Consider the following 17,072-nt stretch of genomic DNA (forward strand, 5'->3'; position numbering starts at 1 on the left):
GCAGGTGACTCAGTTAGGCTTTTATATTGATCAGGCACGCTGTATTGGATGTGAAGCATGCGTAATTGCCTGTAAGGATAAGAACGATAACCCGGTAGGTGTGAATTTTAGAAGAGTTTACTCATTTGAAGAAGGGTCGTTTACAGAAGATAAAAATGGAAGTTTTATTCAAAACATTCAATCCTATTTTTTATCAATATCCTGTAATCATTGTGACGAACCAAAGTGTGTGGAAAACTGTCCAACCACTGCTATGTTTAAACGGGAAGAGGACGGCGTGGTTGTGGTTGATCAGGACAAATGCGTAGGTTGCAGATATTGTGAGTGGAACTGTCCATACGGTGCTCCCCAATATAATGAAGAATTGGGGAAAATGACGAAATGTGATTTGTGTATAGATTTATTGGAAAAAGGGGAGAGGCCAGCTTGTGAGGGGGCCTGCCCAGTAAGAGCTATTGAAATTGGTCCTATTGATGAATTGCGAGCAAAATATGGAAATGTAAGTGAGGTAAAGGGTTTGCCTACAGCCTCAATTACTAAGCCAAATCTTGTAATAAATACACATAAGGATGCTAGTGAATAAAGGGAGGCGGATGATCATGAATGAATGGCCATTATTAATCTTTACGATAGCTATGCAAGCGGCTATTGGTGGTATTTTTATGTTGTGGGTTTACCAGCTAAGGTGTAAAGATAAAGAAAACTTGGATATGTTTAATCTCTTTAAAATCCCACTAGTCATTATTGCTGGTTTTTCTCTAGTCGGTTTGGGTGCATCCTTTGCCCATTTGGGAGCACCTACAAATGCTTTCAACACGCTAAGACATGTTGGTTCTTCCTGGATGAGTCGCGAAATACTTGTGACAGGAATGTTTATTGGGTTAACTTTTATTACGGCTGCTTGGGCATTTTACCGTAAGAAAGTCTCGCCGTGGCTATTACTTGTTACAGCTTTGGTAGGCTTTATTGATGTATATTGTATGGCAGCTATCTATTCTAATTCCTTGATATCTCCTTGGAATTCGATTCACACGTTCATGTCTTTTTACGGAACAACATTCATATTGGGTTCCGTACTTGCTGTAGCTTTGCTCGCAACTGCCTTATACAGACAGAAAATGGAGTTGGAGGCTAAGCAATTTACAAAAGTTGCATTAATAATAGCTATGCTGGGAATCGCGCTCCAAGTGATTGGTACCGCATTACTGCCAGTGACGATGACAGAGGTGAATATGATTGAAGCATCAGCAATAACGGAACTTTTATCGGGTTATACTGGTATGGTTACCTTGCGATGGATTATTTCCATTTTGGGAATTGCATTGCTCTTCTTTTTGGCTGTATCATCTTATAAGAAGTCCTTTGCCGCACTGTCGTTTATTATGTTGTTGACATTTGTTATGTCCGAGGGCATGAGCCGTTACGTATTCTATGTATTAGGATCCTGATTGTTTTTACTTAAAAGATAGATTCAAAAAGCATCATTAAACTAAGAAGCTAGCTACCCAAACGCTCAGATCTACTCTGAGCGTTTCAATGGGTTAGCATTTAATTGTTTTCCACTATGTGGTGCTGTAGAGCACTTATTGATAGTTTTAACATAATTAACGTTCCTATCATTTTCACAGTGTAAAAAGGTAAAATATCAGAATTCGTTGAAAATTGTTCACAAGTATATTGAACGTATTATGATATAATTAAATTAACCAAGGGGATCCATTCTACAACCGATTTACCGGCATATGCCAAACGTTGTAAAAAGGTATGACATAACAAAATCAACCTGTTATTACCTTAGTTTAAATAAAAATAGAAAATAAAATGTATCCCTGAAATGGAGTTAATTGAATTGGATTCTCTTGGGGACTGCACCATTAGGTGGAAAACAATTGGAGGGAACACCATGCCTGAACTGACAAGGCGAAACTTTATGAAGTTTACAGCAGCTTCTGTTGCCGCTGCGGCGGTAGCTGACAAGCAGCATGTTTCTGCTGACACCGGTGATGCTGATAAAGCATTTCCGTTAATGACAGCAGGTGCAACATCGGCTTATGGGCTGTGTCACTTTTGTTCTGTAGGTTGTGGCATTGAAGTGAAAATCAAGGATAATAAAGTCGTTTCAACAGAAGGCTTTCCGGATCACCCAATCAATGAGGGAACTTTATGTCCTAAAGGGCGCTCTATGAAGGAGTTGGCTAACTCTGATTTGCGTTTGACACATCCTTTAGTCAGGAAACCCGGGAGTGATGAATGGGAACCAATCTCATGGGAAAATGCAATGGATAAAATCGCGAATAAAGTAAAAGAGGTTCGCGAGGAAACTTTTTCAAAGACGAAAAATATTGATGGAGATGAGGTCACAGTCAATCGCATGGATGGCATTTTTAGCCTGGGGAGTGCGGAAATCGACAATGAAGAGGCCTATCTTTATACAAAATTTAACCGGGCATTAGGAATTCATAATTATACGCACCAGGCCGAGATATGACACGCTCCAACGGTGGCTAGTTTAGCCCCTTCATTTGGTAGTGGTGCTATGACAAACAACTTCATAGATATGAAGAATTCCAACGTTATTCTAATAGCCGGCAACAATACGGCAGAATGTCATCCGTTAGCGATGCGCTGGGTTCTAAGAGCACAAAAAAATGGCGCGAAACTAATTGTGGTCGATCCCCGGTTTAATCGAACGGCTAAAGTTGCTGATATCTATGCCCCTGTACGGCCAGGTACTGACATTGGTTATTTGAGTGCAATTGTAAAATATATTGTTGATAACGAATTGTATGATGAAACTTATTTACGCGAGAATACGAATGCATTATATAAAGTAAATCCTGATTTTAGTTTCCATGACGGTTTATTTTCAGGCTATGATGATGAAACCGGCTCATATGACAAAGAAAGCTGGGCCTATCAACTAGATTCAGATGGCTTGCCAATACAGGCAGACTCATTGGATGATCCTGATTGTGTCCTTATGAAATTAAAAGCGCACTTTAAAGATTATACGTTCGAAAAGGCAAGTGAAATTACCGGCATGCCAGCTGATAAGGTGCAACTCGTTGCTGAGACGTTTGTGAACAATCGGCCGGGGACTATATTGTACGCACTTGGCATGACACAAAAATCTGTGGGCGTTCAGGGTATCAGAATGTATGCCATTATTCAACTATTGCTAGGTAATATGGGAATGCCGGGCGGTGGCATTAATGCAAACCGCGGCGAGCCGAATGTTCAAGGAACAACAGACTTGGCTTGCATGGCCCACATTTTACCTGGGTATATACCGATTCCGACTGATGCACATCCAACGTTAAATGATTATATACAAGCTGTTGGAACATCTAGTGGCAAGAAAATGATCTCCCTGCTAAAAGCTTGGTATGGTGAAAATGCCACACCGGAAAACGAATTTGGTTATCACCATATACCTAAGCGGGATTCAACAATATCTAATGCTGCTCACGTGCCGATTTTTGAAAAGTTAAACCAAAATGCATTTAAGATGGGCTTTATTTTCGGACAAAATCCGGTCGTTAGCACGCCTACCGTGGACATGGCATTGCAAGGATTAAGCAATCTCGACTTACTGGTCGTTTCTGAAGCCTTTGAAACCGAGACATCTTCATTCTGGCTGCATCCAGATTTGAATCCAGAAGATATACAAACAGAAGTTCTTTTATTGCCAGCATCTATAACCTTTGAAAAGGCGGGGACTATTACAAACTCTTCCCGGTGGATCCAAGGCAAAGATGCAATCGTTCCGGCGCGAGGAGAAGCCAAGCCTGATGCCGACATTATTTATGAATTTATGTTAAAACTCAAAGAAACGTATGCAGGTAGCAATGATCCAAAAGATAAAGCAATTCTAGACTTAACGTGGGACTATGCAACGACAGGTCACGGTCTCGACGTTGAATCTGTTCTTAAAGAAATGAACGGTTATAATTTAACAACTGGTAAGCTATTAAACTCAGGTTCAGAGATTCAGCGTATGGAGCCGGGTAAGTCGTCTTCCGGAGTAGGTGGTTTATACACAGGTGTGATTACTGAATCAGGAAATCACTCGCTGCGCCGCGATAATGCGGATTCGAGCGGTCTCGGCATCCACCCGAATTGGACATTTTCATGGCCCGACAATACGCGTGTACTGTGGAATCGGGGCTCTGTTAATAGAAAAGGACAGCCTCGCGATAAAGATCGTGCACTTGTTTCATGGAATGGAAATAAATGGATAGAGCATGATGTCTTGCACGTAGCTGCGAATGACAAAGCACCGAACACACCTGAGGGTAGTAAAGTGTTTGCAAATACTGAAGGAAAGGGTGCGTTATTCCGTGGTCCATTTACCATGCCACAGGCAGATACACCTGATATTACGCTTGAATCCGGATATGATCCGAACGTATTCAAAGTGGCACCAATAAGTAACGAAGGCGGAATTGGTGATGGGCCGATGCCAACGCATTATGAACCATTAGAATCACCGGTCAAAAATCCAATGTTTAGCCAACAATCCAATCCGACAGCACAACCGCCAAAATTGCCCGAGTTCCAAAAATATGGTGATGGTAAAGACTTTCCACACATGTTGACCACATATATGGTAACGGAACAATTCTTGTCAGGTGGGGTTACACGAAACACGCCGCAATTAAATGAATTGATGCCATCCAACTTTGCGGAAATCAGTAAAAACCTGGCGAAAAAGGTTGGTGTTAAATCAGGCGATCCTGTTACGATTTCAACTGCTCGGGGTAAGGTTACGGTTGAAGCAATGGTCACAGACCGTATGCAGCCCCTGAAGATAGGCGGCAAAGATGTTGAAGTGGTCGGTGTGCCATGGGGTTGGGGCTTTAAAGGATTAGTAAGTGGTGAGTCCATTAATACAGTTACCAATTCAGGCTATGAACCAAACACTGGTACGCCGGAATATAAGGCATGTGCTTGTAATGTGACAAAGGGAGGTAAGTAATTTATGGCTAAAAAAAATGATAAAGCTATATTGGTTGATACGTCTCTTTGTACAGGTTGCAAGGCATGCCAGGTAGCTTGTAAGGAGTGGCACAATCTTCCGGCTACGGAATTTGAAATGGTATCGGGAACCTACCAAAATCCGGCTGACCGTAATGTGAATACACCGATGTTGATGAAGTTTATTGAGCAATATGATGACTCCACTGATACGATGGACTGGCTAATTTGGAAAAATCAGTGCATGCATTGTACAGATGCGCCATGTGTAGAGGTTTGCCCAACCGATGCATTGTTTACGCATGCGGAAGGATTTGTCGGCTTCGAAGGTGATAAATGCATTGGTTGCACATATTGCGCAAAGGCATGTCCATTCGATATTCCACGTTTTGAAACAGATGCATTAACAGGCAACAAACGCATGAACAAATGTGATTTCTGTCAAGACAAAGTAACGAATGGCGAAATGCCTGCTTGTGTCCGGACTTGTCCGACGAACGCACTAGAATTTGATACATGGGAGTCTGCCGTAGAGAAAGCCCATGAACGTGTCGCAAACATTAAAAGCAGATTTCCTAATGCGAATGTATATGGGGACAAAGAGATGGGTGGTACACACTTTATCTACGTCCTAACAGAAAAACCTGAAACATATGGTTTGCCTGCCCAACCAGAAACGAACGATTTGGTTTCTTTGCGCAGGGATGTTTTAAAACCGGCAACAGAATTATTTATGGGAGCAACGGCAGTCGGCTTATTGACGAACTTTGTCATTTCATCGTCAAAATATGCTGATGATGAAAAACAGCAGGATCCCTCGAGCGATGGAGGCGGAGAAAATGAGTAAGCAACGGAAACTGGTAAAACGATACCGACGCTCAGATATGATCATGCACTGGACAGTGGCCGTGGGCTTTATTTTAGCTTTACTCACAGGATACGCCGTATTTTTTGGAGGAACATCAGCCCTTTTGGTGAATGAAGCCGGATATGTTATCAGACTTATCCATCGTATTGGCGGTGTAGTGTTCGTTGCAGCACCCGTTATATACTTTATCTTTTCCAAAAAACGATTCGGTTTTCTAAGAGCATTTAGATGGGGTAAACGTGATCTTGGTTGGTTAAAATCAGCACCAAAGCACTATTTTGTCGGTGGGGGTGGAATGCCTCCCCAACAAAAATACAATTCCGGTCAAAAAATGTTTTACTTATTTGCGCTTGTATTTGGGTTTTTGCTGGTCATTTCCGGCTTTATCCTTTGGTTTGGCTGGTTCTCGGAGACAACTGGATTAGTGATGCTCTTTATCCATGATGTTTCAGCTGTGTTGTTGACGTTATTCTTCTTTGTTCATGTTTATTTGGTTGTATTCCATCCAGTTGAGCGTACTTCCTTCAATGCCATGGCAACCGGATATATGGACAAAGAATATGCCGAACATCATCATGAACTATGGTATAAAGAAGTGGAAAAACAGGCTGGAAAGGGAAATGATGGCGATGACCAGGGCTCTTATAAGAAAAATGCTTAATCAGTTTGCTTGCTGGACGGAAACGAAATAAATAAACAGAAGGAGGAAAAGTACAATGGCTAATATCGGTGTACCTAGTTTAATTTTAATTCTCGTTGTGGCTTTGATTATATTTGGCCCAAATAAGTTACCTGAACTCGGCCAAGCTGTAGGAAAAACATTGAGGATATTTAAGCAGTCGGCCAATGGCGTTTTGGACGATGACGATGATGATGATAGTGATAAAGCGGATCATTCTAAAAAGGTCAAAAGTCAGGAATCTGAATCTGAATCAGAATCTGAAACCAAATCGAAAAGCGTCTCATAGCGTTTTAGATTGATTGTATTCGCATCACTCTTTCTGAGAGGTATCATTCCACGGGAGGTTGAACTTGGTACTGAGTCGTCAACACCTGTATGCTAAGCTTGACAAGAAGACACTTTAGAATGAAATGGCGCGTTCAAGTGTCTTCTCTTTTCCAAAAGAAACTACTTTTGCCATTGTGCAAACCTGTTGGTAACGATCATTTACAGGTGTTGCGCCAGTGCAGTGGAGGGAGTGAAAGAACATGTCGCAAAAAACAAACCTGATAGACGAAGAAATGAACATTATGGCTCATTTATCAGAGCTAAGAAGTAGATTGATAAAAACGGCTGTTTTTTTCATTTTAGGTTTTATTATAAGCTTTATATTTGCTAAAGATATTTACAAATTCTTTGAAAGTGATATTGACTTTGTCCTCAATATTACTAGTCCGGGTGACACGATTTGGATTTTCCTGACGATTTCCGGACTGATGGCTATTGCTGCGACTATTCCTGTTTTGTGTTATCAATTATGGTCGTTTGCAAAACCTGGGTTGAAGCGGTCGGAAAAAAAGGTCTACTTGTCCTATATTCCAGCGGTTTTTCTATTATTTGTGTTGGGACTTATTTTCGGCTATTTTATGTTCATCGAATTGATACTACCTTTTTTACTTTCATTAAATGATGGCTTGTTTCATGAGTTGTTTACAGTTGATAAATATTTCAGGTTTATGTTGCGGGCTGTCCTCCCGTTCGCTATCATATTTGAAATTCCTGTTATAGCGATGTTTCTAACAAGTATAGGGATCATAACACCAAAGTCCATGAGGAAAATGAGAAAATATGCTTACTTTGTTTTGCTAGTGGTAGGAGCTTTTATGACGCCGCCGGATATTGTATTACAAATTTCTGTAGCCATTCCATTATTTCTTTTATATGAAATAAGTATTTATGCGTCAACATTTGTTTACCGCAAGAAGCTGCGCAAACATCGAGAATTTATGGAAGAGATATGACCGCATATACACACTTTCGTCAGGGTAAACGTAGTGGAAGCCATAACATAATAACAAAGAATGAAGGTGGAAAGGATGAATGAAGCAGCTCGCAAAAGCTGGGAAATTGTTCGGTTTGATGGTAATACATCATCTGTAGAAAATGGGATGATCACGGCTGAGTTCCCCTTTACTGTTATGCTGAATGGACAAGAATTTGCAACGATGGTTTGTTCACCAATGAATTTGAGCGATTTGCTTGTTGGCTTTCTGGCATCTGAAGGAGTGATTCGACTTTATCATGATATTGCATCCCTTTCGATTGATGAAACAAAGGGGTTTGCCCATGTTGAAGTCAAAAATCCGCCTGATATGATTCAACAAAACCATTCCAAACGATTTATCGGTTCCTGCTGTGGAAAAAGCCGTCAGTTTTACTTTCAAAGTGATGTGAAGACGGCCAAAACCGTGACAAGCAGGCATACGATAACGGTTAAACAGTGTTATGCACTGATGAACCAACTGCAGGAAAAATCAATGCAATTTAAGGAAACTGGAGGCGTTCATAACGCAGCGGTCGGAACCGTTGATCAAATTTTAACGATGCGAACGGATATCGGCAGACATAATGCCATTGATAAAGTTTATGGTGATATTTTAAAGAATCGAATGCCATTAAAAGATAAAGTCATCATGTTTAGTGGAAGGATCTCATCCGAAGTCCTTTTAAAAGTATCAAAAATAGGCGCTGGAATTCTTTTATCCAAGTCAGCGCCAACTGACCTCGCGCTTCAATTGGCAGATGATTTAGGAATTACAGCAATCGGATTTGTACGCAACGATAAAATGAATATCTATACGCATCAGGAAAGAGTTGTTGAGGCGGGCTATTAGATTGTTTTTAGAGTTTCTTATCTGAATCAATTTCATAAGTGCTGGTTTTCACAAAATACACGAATGTTTATAGTTTATATAGATTTAATTGTTCGAGTTTTATTAATGCTAGTTGTCCGTAATGAAAGGTGGCCGACTCCTGCGGGAAAAGCATGTGTCTGAAGACCCCGCAGGAAGCGGTTTTCTTCCGAGGAGGCTGAAGCCATGCCCGCGGAAAGCGTGTCACCTTTCATGTAGGACAACGGTAGTATAACTGATAATCTAATGTTCGTGTTTTACTCGCCTGCAACGAATTATGAAGTTGACTTATCTTATAAAAAACTTCCTGCTAATCTGTAATAAAACCGAACTATTTCGTTTAAATAGTTCGGTTTGTTGCTAACATTATTTAACATAAATGGATTTGTTTTCTTTTTGTATGACGTCACCGATAACGGTTCCCTGAATGGCATGTTTGTTTCAAGCTTATCAATAAATGGCGCTGCTTCGTGTTTTGGCAAACTGATTAATAACCCGCCGGATGTCACGGCATCACATAAAATGAATTGTTCTTGTTTTTGGATATCTTCGCCGTATTCCACAACGTGTTCCAGCCATTGGTGATTTGCTTTGGATCCACCGGGGACGACGCCTTCTTCAGCAAGTTTTTTCGTTCCGGGAAGAAGCGGAACATTTTCATGGTCAATAACGAAGCTAACATCGCTTCCGTTCGCCATTTCGAAGGCATGTCCGAGTAAACCGAAACCTGTAATATCCGTTACAGCGTTTGGATTAAAATGTGTTAGCGTTTCGGTAGCATACTTATTTAATTGAGCCATAACACGGGAAACGTCATCAATTTGTTCTTTTGTTAAACGGTCCTGTTTGATGGCGGTAGTTTGTATACCAACCCCAATTGGTTTCGTTAATATAAGTGTATCGCCTGGTTGTGCGCCGATGTTTTTCAAAAAATGATCCGGATGAGCAATACCCGTAACGGACAGGCCGAATTTGGGTTCGTGATCGTCGATGGAGTGTCCGCCGACAATCTGTGCACCTGCTTCACTTATCTTGTCAGCAGATCCTTGTAAAATGTTTGTTAGAATGCCAGGATCAAGCTCTTTGATCGGATAGGCAACAATATTTAGTGCGGTTTTCGGTGATCCTCCCATGGCGTACACATCACTTAACGCATTAGCGGCAGCAATTTGGCCGAACATGTATGCATCATCCACAATAGGGGTGAAAAAATCAAGCGATTGGATCAGTGCTATGTCATCGGAGAGTTTGTACACACCGCCGTCATCTGAATGTTTTGTTCCGACAAGCAAATTGGGATCCTCCGTCGCAGCAGGTAAATCACGCAAAACTTGCGCGAGGTCTTGTGGACCGATTTTGCATCCTCAACCGGCTTTTGACGATAACGATGTGAGTTTTACTTGATCTGTCATGGGGTTCACCTTCCTTTTGATGATGAAATTAATATGTCATAATAATAATTATAAAGCATGTTGTTAAAAAAAGCGAACGAACTATATATCCTTGGATGGTGTAAAAAATGAACATACTTCGCCTATTACCAGCTGTTCACCAATTAAAAAGTCATACACGTTTTTCCGAATTAAAAGCTAAGGGGAATGTCTCAGAAGAAGCGTTGATGGAATGGCTGAATGAACAAATTGATGTTGTAAGGAACCAACTTATAAATGATGAATTGAATCATGAAGCATTATCCAGAGAAAAACTCATGGAACATATTTTTAATCAATTAGATAACAAAATACATACAACTACCGCGAACAATCTGCAAGAGGTTGTCAATGCAACTGGTGTTGTCCTACATACAAATCTGGGAAGGGCACGTCTAAATAAGCAGGCACTCGAGCACATAAACAATGCAGCAGCCAATTATTCCACACTTGAGTATCATGTGGCAACAGGGAAACGCGGGTCAAGGCATGCGATTGTCGAGGAATATATAAAACATTTAACCGGTGCTGAAGCGGCTATGGTTGTCAATAATAATGCGGCAGCTGTTTATTTAGTGCTAAAAGCGATCGCTTCTGGGAAAGAGGTGATTGTTTCACGCGGGGAACTTGTGGAAATTGGTGGGTCCTTTCGAATCTCTGAAATTATGGAAGAAAGCCAGGCTGTACTGGTCGATGTAGGCACAACGAACAAGACACATGCCAAGGACTATGAGACTGCCATCACAGACAGGACAGCATTACTCATGAAAGTGCATAAGAGTAATTTCAAAGTCGTTGGATTCACCCAAGAGGTTGACACATATGAACTTGTCGACATGTCCAGGCAATATGCTACTCCGATTTATGAAGACCTTGGCAGTGGAACACTATTTGATTTTCAAAAGGAAGGCATCGGGATGGAGCCGACTATCCAGGAGAAAATAAAATCAGGAATTGATATTCTTTCTTTTAGTGGCGACAAGTTACTTGGTGGACCTCAAGCAGGCGTAATCGTGGGCAAAAAATATTACGTTGATAAATTGAAGGAACATCAGCTTGCCAGAGTCCTGCGCGTCGATAAATTTACGCTGGCAGGATTGGAGGCAACGTTAAAAACTTATATGAAAGGTCAGGAACGAAACGACATCCCCACCATTCGTGATATAGTGGCATCCAGTGAGTCTGTTTTAAGAAAGGCTCGCCAATTCATGGAAAAGATAGAAGCCGGCAAGACGGGATTCAGTTGCGATATTAAGCCGGGATATTCAAAAGTCGGTGGAGGAACGATGCCTGATGCAGAAATTGATACCTATCTCGTTCGCTTAACGCATGATCGTTTTAGCAGTGCAGAACTTGCGGAAAAACTGCGTCAATTTAACGTACCAATCATTGCCAGGGTGAAAAATGAAGCGGTGATTCTCGATTTCAGAACGGTGCATGATGATGAAATGGATATAATTATTGAGGCATTTTTACAGATTTAGTACAGGCGGTCGGTATGTAGTGGTAACGTTGAAATGGCGGGATCGTGTGGGAATCGAACCCACCGGAGACGACACGCGCCTCCCAAATGGTTTTGAAGACCAAGGAGAACACCAGTACCTCAGCCGACCCCATGAAGATTGATTCAAATGTGAAGCAGTATACATTAAACGACTGTATCCACGTATCTATTATAAGGTATTTTGTCGAGATTAGCCAACAATAAATATATATTCTTATAGCGTTTTATAACCAAGAACATACTAAGAAGTGTAGGTGAATGATATGGCCCGTTACTTTACCATTGGAATGGCTGGACATATTGATCATGGGAAAACGGCTTTAACAAAAGCTTTAACAGGCGAAAATACAGATCGATTGCAGGAGGAGAAGGAACGGAGTATTTCGATTGAACCCGGGTTTGCATTGTTGATTAATAATGATCAATTGGAAGTATCCATTATCGATGTCCCCGGGCATGAAAGATTCATTAGGCAAATGATAGCCGGATCGGCGGGAATCGATATGGCTGTATTGGTCATTGCCGCAAATGAAGGTGTCATGCCGCAAACGAAGGAACACCTGGATATTTTATCATTGTTGGGAATTCAAAATGGATTGGTCGTTATGACAAAAGTGGATCAAGTCGACCAGGAATTACTCGACATTGTGTTGGACGATGTTAAAGAAACGATGGACGACACCTTTCTTAAAGATGCGCCGATTCATTTGGTCGATAGTTTGTCTGAAAAAGGCATTCCCGAGCTGAAGCAAGCTTTGACGGAAGAAGTCCTGCATATGAGGAAACCAGACAGGAAAACATCCTTTCGTTTGCCGATTGACCAAGTATTTACGGTGAAAGGTCAGGGTGTTGTCGTACGGGGAACAATCTATGACGGCGATGTCAAACAAGGTGAGCATTTAAAAGTATTGCCCCTTAAAAAAGATGTGCGGGTCAGACAAATCCAAAGACATCATCAACAGAAAACGATGGCTTCGGCAGGCCAGCGTACGGCAATCAATATTGGCGGGGTTTCGCGCAAGGAACTTTCCAGAGGCGACGTATTGGTAACGGATGACTTTTTTTCTGTTACTAATCTTGTTGATATTGTATTTTACCCGTTAAAAGATAGAAAACATAAGGTGAAGCAGCGTCAGCCGATAAAACTTTTTATTGGGACATCGGAAGTCATGGGGAAAATTATCTTTTTTGACCGAAACGAAATCGATGTGAGTGAGAACCAGGAAGTGTTATGTCAAATACAGCTGGATAAAGAAGTAGTAATCACTCGAGGCGATCGGTTTATTTTAAGAAAGCCTACCCCCATCGAAACCATCGGCGGCGGATGGGTTATAGAACCGGACGCAAAAAAGTACCGATTCGGAAAAAAGACAATTGAACAGTTGGAACTTAAAAAAGAAGGATCACCAAAAGATCGGGTTATCGCATTAATGGAAGAGAAAAAGGTATTAACACGAGCGAACATATTAAAAGAGGCATCTATTTCCGAGCGGGAATTGCGTGAAGTTGAAAAGGAACTCTTGGCAATGGAAGACGGGCTTTTCACACTAAATTCAACATTTGTCCATCTTAAAACAAAAATAATCGATTTACTTGAGACATTCCACAACCGCTTTCCAATGCGTATTGGCATTGACAAGGCGGAGATGATGTCTGAATTGACAGAGCACTATCCCGTTTCACTCATTGAATTTGCTATGAAAACATTAAAAGAAGAAAGTGAAATAACCATAAGGGATCAATATGTTTCGTTGGCAAATGTCAAGCCGGCGCTGCCATCTCAATGGAAAACAAGACTTGAATCCGCCGAAAAAGCGTTACAGAAACAAGGACTGGAACCAGGAAAGTGGAACGAGCTGCTTGATCAACATCAGATTCCATTAAAGCTTCAAAAAGAATTTTATTATTATTTACTGGAAACAGCTAGCGCGTATGTGCTGGACGATGAACGATTAATCGCAAAAGACGCGGCAGACCAAGCTTTGAGAAAACTGCAGGAATTTACAAATGGGGAAGACTTTACTATTGGGACCGCAAAAGACCATTTACAATTGACTCGGAAAAACATGGTGCCGCTATTGGAACTCTATGACCAATTAGGGTACACCAAGAGGACAGGGAATATGCGAACATGGGTAAAAAAGGTGCCGGATGGTTGAGTTCCTGGTGAAGCGATATGGGTAATGATTATGTTCATAAGTAAAGCAGCAGTGGATGCATTATGACTGGTGTTGCGTTTTCGTACCTGTTACCAGAAGATGGGGCTGCCCAATGGATCACTTTAGTGACGTTGGGTTCAGCCCTAAATATTTTTATACTCGTCTAATAATTACCTCCTCTTCATGCCTATAGCTCCCGAAAGTTAGCGCTAGTAGTTTGTTAAGAATGGATGCGAACAATTGTTTGACTTTTGTTCGCTTTGTGTAATACGAACAAAGGTTCTGTTAAAGGGGATGGTTAGCATGGATCAATTGCTTTTTCGATCATTGCAAACAAGAAAGAAACTTGAAATGATTTACTTAAGGGTCGATAATAGAACAAGTTACCGTGTGATTCGTGTGCTTGGTATGCATGAGGATCGGGTAATAGCATATTGTTTTACACGAAAAGAAGTAAGAACGTTTAAAAAAGATATGATATTGTCAATTGGACCAGTTCAAAAGGGGAAAATGGGGGCATAGCGATGTGTACAAACGGACGGACTGTAGCAAATTGGACAAAAGAAATACAGCCGGAACATGTGGAAAAGCTTAAAGAAATTTTACATAAATACGATGTAAAAACGAAGCAAGCTTTACAAAATGGATATTTAAGGTCGGATTGCCGGTCCAAACAATTTTTACGGACTGATACATAGAAACCCTTCCGTCGAATCAGACTATGCACATGGAGGTGTTTCTGAAATGGGTAAACGACGTAAAAACGACACTGGAATCAGTGACGAACAAGCGGTAAGAAAAAAGTTGTCGAAGGAATATGATCATGAGTTTGCAAATGAACCGTTAACAGAAAATGAACGGCATAACAATAAGAAGACGAAAAAACGACAATGAATGTGCATAGGGGATGGGTCTTTTTCCCCGTTCCCTTTCAGAAAACATAGTAAGGGTGGTCATGCGGTGAATGTTCGGATGGAATTAGTTTATCAGACACCCAAAGGAACAGAAACAACCTTTACTTCGGAGGAAATGGCAGCCCCGAAGGCATTGTTAATAGCTGAAGACTTACAAAAAACAGGCCGTTTGGACGACATACAATTCATTGACAGCCATGAAAATAGCTGGAATGTGAAGGAATTAAAGAAACAGATGGAAGAGATTAAAGCCGAACCGCATCATATCACGGTTTATTTTGATGGTGGTTATGATCTGCAAACACAGAAGTCCGGCTTGGGATGTGCTATCTATTACGAGATGAATGAAAAAGCATACCGGCTACGGAAAAATGCTTCTGTTGATGAGCTCGAATCCAATAATGAAGCAGAATATGCCGCTTGTCATCTTGCATTACAGGAACTGGAAAATTTAGAAGTTCATCATTTGCCGGTTACGATTACTGGCGACTCGCTTGTTGTTATTAAACAATTGCAGGGTGAGTGGCCGTGCTATGAGTCAAACTTATCCAGGTGGGCAGACCGGATAGATCATCTCATTAATCGTATGGGGCTTGACCCGGAATTCAACATCGTATCCCGGAAAAAGAACAAAGAAGCAGATCAACTGGCGTCTCAAGCATTGGAAGGCACTGAGATTACAAGTACGAGCGAAGTAACCAAGGGAAAATAATTCTATACTTTTTCCTTGGTCAAATCCACCCATACATAGGCGCTTCCACCCATGGATATACGTCGAGTTGCTGTGTATTCGCTCCGGCTACCGGATACCCGCAGCTTGAAAGAATTCATGCAAGATGTGTTTCAGCAGTGCCGTTGAAGATTTAAGTACCCAAGCATTACATAATGAGTTTAGAAATTAGATGCACCTACATACGGACCATAAGGTTAATAAACCGCATAGCCAATATTACCAGTTAAAAGTGGATATCACCTCAAAAACTATCAACCTATTTTAAGTGCAATAACACAACAGCGCCTCACTAGCAGCTAGCAGACCGTAACAGGGCTTAATTTTATCAATTACCCAGCGTTCAAGTACAAAATATATTATAATAGAAAGACAGACGATTAATGAGACCGGAAAGGAAAGGAGCATTCCTATGAAACTATTTCACACAGCGGACTGGCATTTGGGAAAACTTGTCCAAGGTGTTTACATGACCGAAGACCAGCGATACGTGCTGGAGCAGTTCATCCAAGCGGTCGAGGATGAGAAACCGGATGCGGTCATCATTGCCGGGGATTTATATGATCGGGCAGTACCACCGACAGAAGCGGTGCATTTGCTTAACGAGGTGCTAGAGCGAATCGTGCTGGAGCTGAAAACCCCTGTCCTTGCTGTGGCAGGTAACCACGACAGCCCGGGCCGCCTGAATTTCGGCAGCAGCATAATGAAAGAGAATGGCTTTTATATTACTGGCCATTTAAAGAAAGATATGCAACCGGTTGTCCTTTATGACGAACACGGTCCGGTGCAGTTCCACCTTGTTCCGTATAGTGATCCGAGTGTCGTTCGCAATGAACTGGACGACGAGACCATCCGCTCACATAATGATGCTGCTGAAAGAATCATAGAAACGCTCCACGGCCAAATGGATCCGAACAGCCGACATGTTTATGTTGGTCACGCCTTTGTAACCCCATTCGGGGAGGAAGAAGAGAATACGAGTGACTCGGAGCGGCCACTTTCAATCGGAGGAGCAGAGTATGTTGATGCGCGCCACTTTGCTCGTTTTCACTACACGGCACTAGGACATTTGCACCAAGCACACTATGTCAGCAATGAAACAGTCCGCTATTCCGGTTCGATTATGAAATATTCCATATCGGAAGAACACCATCAAAAAGGATTCCATGTAGTTGACATGGATGCAGGTGGAAACGTGTCCATCGAAAAGCGCACGCTGACACCAGCAAGGGATATCCGAACGGTAGAGGCCACGATGGAGGAGTTGCTGCTGCATCCGGTGAGCGAGGATTATGTCTTTGTCCGGCTTTTGGATGAAGCACCGGCTTTATCACCAATGGAGCGGATTCGCTCGGTTTATCCGAACGCCATGCATGTGGAGCGGAAACACTTCACACCTAGCTCCCACGCTGACAATAGCAGCAAGCCGAAAGCGGATCGAACCAACATGAGTGATCTTGATTTGTTCAAAGCCTTTTATAAGGAAGTGAAAGGAATCGATGCGACGGAGGAAACAGAAGCCATTTTCCGCGACGTGCTGGACGATTTGCTAAAAGGGGAAGAAGAACCGGCGCCAACCGACAAACAGAAAGCATCCGTATCGCAATAAGTTAGTGAGCAGAAAGGGGAGAATAGAC

16 protein-coding genes, 1 tRNA gene and 1 pseudogene are annotated in these 17,072 nt (G+C 41.8%); 16 read left to right on the top strand and 2 right to left on the bottom strand.

The annotated features are described in order from the left end of the window. The first annotated feature begins 4 nt into the window (after positions 1 to 4). The 9 genes from FFL34_RS14625 to fdhD all read left to right on the top strand — a co-directional run bounded on the left by FFL34_RS14625 (position 5) and on the right by fdhD (position 8,680). A complete protein-coding gene (locus tag FFL34_RS14625; RefSeq protein WP_138604075.1) occupies positions 5 to 583 on the top strand; it encodes a DMSO/selenate family reductase complex B subunit in 579 nt (192 codons plus the stop codon). Positions 584 to 599: 16 nt separating this feature from the next. Beyond that, entirely contained in the window at positions 600 to 1,448 is an 849-nt protein-coding gene (locus FFL34_RS14630; RefSeq protein ID WP_138604076.1) for a dimethyl sulfoxide reductase anchor subunit family protein, read from the top strand. A gap of 455 nt (positions 1,449 to 1,903) precedes the next feature. Then, positions 1,904 to 2,488 (top strand): molybdopterin-dependent oxidoreductase, encoded by a 585-nt coding sequence (locus FFL34_RS18470; protein WP_199799054.1) that lies wholly within the window; start codon positions 1,904 to 1,906, stop codon positions 2,486 to 2,488. Between the two features lie 48 nt (positions 2,489 to 2,536). Then, a complete protein-coding gene (locus FFL34_RS14635; RefSeq protein ID WP_199799055.1) occupies positions 2,537 to 4,978 on the top strand; it encodes a molybdopterin-dependent oxidoreductase in 2,442 nt (813 codons plus the stop codon). A 3-nt stretch (positions 4,979 to 4,981) separates the two neighbouring features. Further along, entirely contained in the window at positions 4,982 to 5,824 is an 843-nt protein-coding gene (locus FFL34_RS14640; RefSeq protein ID WP_138604078.1) for a 4Fe-4S dicluster domain-containing protein, read from the top strand. Beyond that, complete coding sequence (locus FFL34_RS14645) at positions 5,817 to 6,506, top strand: formate dehydrogenase subunit gamma (RefSeq protein ID WP_171046394.1); 690 nt, start codon at positions 5,817 to 5,819, stop codon at positions 6,504 to 6,506. The genes FFL34_RS14640 and FFL34_RS14645 overlap by 8 nt, the downstream gene beginning before the upstream one ends. Positions 6,507 to 6,561: 55 nt before the next feature. Beyond that, complete coding sequence (locus FFL34_RS14650) at positions 6,562 to 6,813, top strand: twin-arginine translocase TatA/TatE family subunit (RefSeq protein ID WP_138604080.1); 252 nt, start codon at positions 6,562 to 6,564, stop codon at positions 6,811 to 6,813. A 241-nt stretch (positions 6,814 to 7,054) separates the two neighbouring features. Beyond that, positions 7,055 to 7,807, top strand: a complete 753-nt coding sequence (tatC, locus tag FFL34_RS14655; RefSeq protein ID WP_138604081.1) for a twin-arginine translocase subunit TatC — start codon at positions 7,055 to 7,057, stop codon at positions 7,805 to 7,807. Positions 7,808 to 7,882: 75 nt separating this feature from the next. Further along, positions 7,883 to 8,680 carry a formate dehydrogenase accessory sulfurtransferase FdhD gene (gene fdhD / locus FFL34_RS14660; protein WP_138604082.1) on the top strand — a complete coding sequence of 266 codons (798 nt, stop codon included), beginning with the start codon at positions 7,883 to 7,885 and terminating at the stop codon, positions 8,678 to 8,680. A gap of 384 nt (positions 8,681 to 9,064) precedes the next feature. Here the strand turns inward: fdhD and selD are convergent. Beyond that, positions 9,065 to 10,110: pseudogene (selD, locus tag FFL34_RS14665) on the bottom strand (selenide, water dikinase SelD). 107 nt (positions 10,111 to 10,217) lie between these two features. Here selD and selA point away from each other — a divergent pair. Then, a complete protein-coding gene (gene selA, locus FFL34_RS14670; protein WP_138604084.1) occupies positions 10,218 to 11,612 on the top strand; it encodes an L-seryl-tRNA(Sec) selenium transferase in 1,395 nt (464 codons plus the stop codon). Positions 11,613 to 11,646: 34 nt separating this feature from the next. Here selA and FFL34_RS18340 read toward each other — a convergent pair. Continuing rightward, positions 11,647 to 11,743 (bottom strand) — tRNA-Sec (locus FFL34_RS18340). Positions 11,744 to 11,895: 152 nt separating this feature from the next. Between FFL34_RS18340 and selB the strand changes: the two genes are divergently transcribed. The 6 genes from selB (at position 11,896) to FFL34_RS14695 (ending at position 17,044) form a co-directional block, all read left to right on the top strand. Beyond that, the gene (selB, locus tag FFL34_RS14675; RefSeq protein ID WP_138604085.1) at positions 11,896 to 13,791 is read left to right on the top strand and encodes a selenocysteine-specific translation elongation factor; all 1,896 of its coding nucleotides are present in this window, start codon (positions 11,896 to 11,898) and stop codon (positions 13,789 to 13,791) included. Positions 13,792 to 14,094: 303 nt separating this feature from the next. Then, a complete protein-coding gene (locus FFL34_RS14680; protein WP_138604086.1) occupies positions 14,095 to 14,313 on the top strand; it encodes a WYL domain-containing protein in 219 nt (72 codons plus the stop codon). Positions 14,314 to 14,315: 2 nt separating this feature from the next. Continuing rightward, positions 14,316 to 14,489: an SUI1 family translation initiation factor gene (locus FFL34_RS18345; protein ID WP_171046395.1), complete on the top strand. Its 174-nt coding sequence runs from the start codon at positions 14,316 to 14,318 to the stop codon at positions 14,487 to 14,489. A gap of 46 nt (positions 14,490 to 14,535) precedes the next feature. Continuing rightward, positions 14,536 to 14,685: a small acid-soluble spore protein O gene (gene sspO, locus FFL34_RS14685; protein ID WP_138604087.1), complete on the top strand. Its 150-nt coding sequence runs from the start codon at positions 14,536 to 14,538 to the stop codon at positions 14,683 to 14,685. Positions 14,686 to 14,751: 66 nt separating this feature from the next. After that, positions 14,752 to 15,417, top strand: a complete 666-nt coding sequence (locus FFL34_RS14690) for a reverse transcriptase-like protein (RefSeq protein WP_138604088.1) — start codon at positions 14,752 to 14,754, stop codon at positions 15,415 to 15,417. A gap of 430 nt (positions 15,418 to 15,847) precedes the next feature. Continuing rightward, positions 15,848 to 17,044 carry an exonuclease SbcCD subunit D gene (locus FFL34_RS14695; protein ID WP_138604089.1) on the top strand — a complete coding sequence of 399 codons (1,197 nt, stop codon included), beginning with the start codon at positions 15,848 to 15,850 and terminating at the stop codon, positions 17,042 to 17,044. Positions 17,045 to 17,072: the final 28 nt, after the last annotated feature.

It is taken from the genome of Lentibacillus cibarius (assembly GCF_005887555.1).
Lineage (GTDB): Bacteria > Bacillota > Bacilli > Bacillales > Amphibacillaceae > Lentibacillus > Lentibacillus cibarius.

Bases quoted from the DNA above. Each gene is read 5' to 3' on its own strand.
- FFL34_RS14630 (WP_138604076.1), top strand. From the start codon at position 600: ATGAATGAATGGCCATTATTAATCTTTACGATAGCTATGCAAGCGGCT.
- FFL34_RS18470 (WP_199799054.1), top strand. From the start codon at position 1,904: ATGCCTGAACTGACAAGGCGAAACTTTATGAAGTTTACAGCAGCTTCT.
- FFL34_RS14635 (WP_199799055.1), top strand. From the start codon at position 2,537: ATGACAAACAACTTCATAGATATGAAGAATTCCAACGTTATTCTAATA.
- FFL34_RS14640 (WP_138604078.1), top strand. From the start codon at position 4,982: ATGGCTAAAAAAAATGATAAAGCTATATTGGTTGATACGTCTCTTTGT.
- FFL34_RS14645 (WP_171046394.1), top strand. From the start codon at position 5,817: ATGAGTAAGCAACGGAAACTGGTAAAACGATACCGACGCTCAGATATG.
- FFL34_RS14650 (WP_138604080.1), top strand. From the start codon at position 6,562: ATGGCTAATATCGGTGTACCTAGTTTAATTTTAATTCTCGTTGTGGCT.
- tatC (WP_138604081.1), top strand. From the start codon at position 7,055: ATGTCGCAAAAAACAAACCTGATAGACGAAGAAATGAACATTATGGCT.
- fdhD (WP_138604082.1), top strand. From the start codon at position 7,883: ATGAATGAAGCAGCTCGCAAAAGCTGGGAAATTGTTCGGTTTGATGGT.
- selA (WP_138604084.1), top strand. From the start codon at position 10,218: ATGAACATACTTCGCCTATTACCAGCTGTTCACCAATTAAAAAGTCAT.
- selB (WP_138604085.1), top strand. From the start codon at position 11,896: ATGGCCCGTTACTTTACCATTGGAATGGCTGGACATATTGATCATGGG.
- FFL34_RS14680 (WP_138604086.1), top strand. From the start codon at position 14,095: ATGGATCAATTGCTTTTTCGATCATTGCAAACAAGAAAGAAACTTGAA.
- FFL34_RS18345 (WP_171046395.1), top strand. From the start codon at position 14,316: ATGTGTACAAACGGACGGACTGTAGCAAATTGGACAAAAGAAATACAG.
- sspO (WP_138604087.1), top strand. From the start codon at position 14,536: ATGGGTAAACGACGTAAAAACGACACTGGAATCAGTGACGAACAAGCG.
- FFL34_RS14695 (WP_138604089.1), top strand. From the start codon at position 15,848: ATGAAACTATTTCACACAGCGGACTGGCATTTGGGAAAACTTGTCCAA.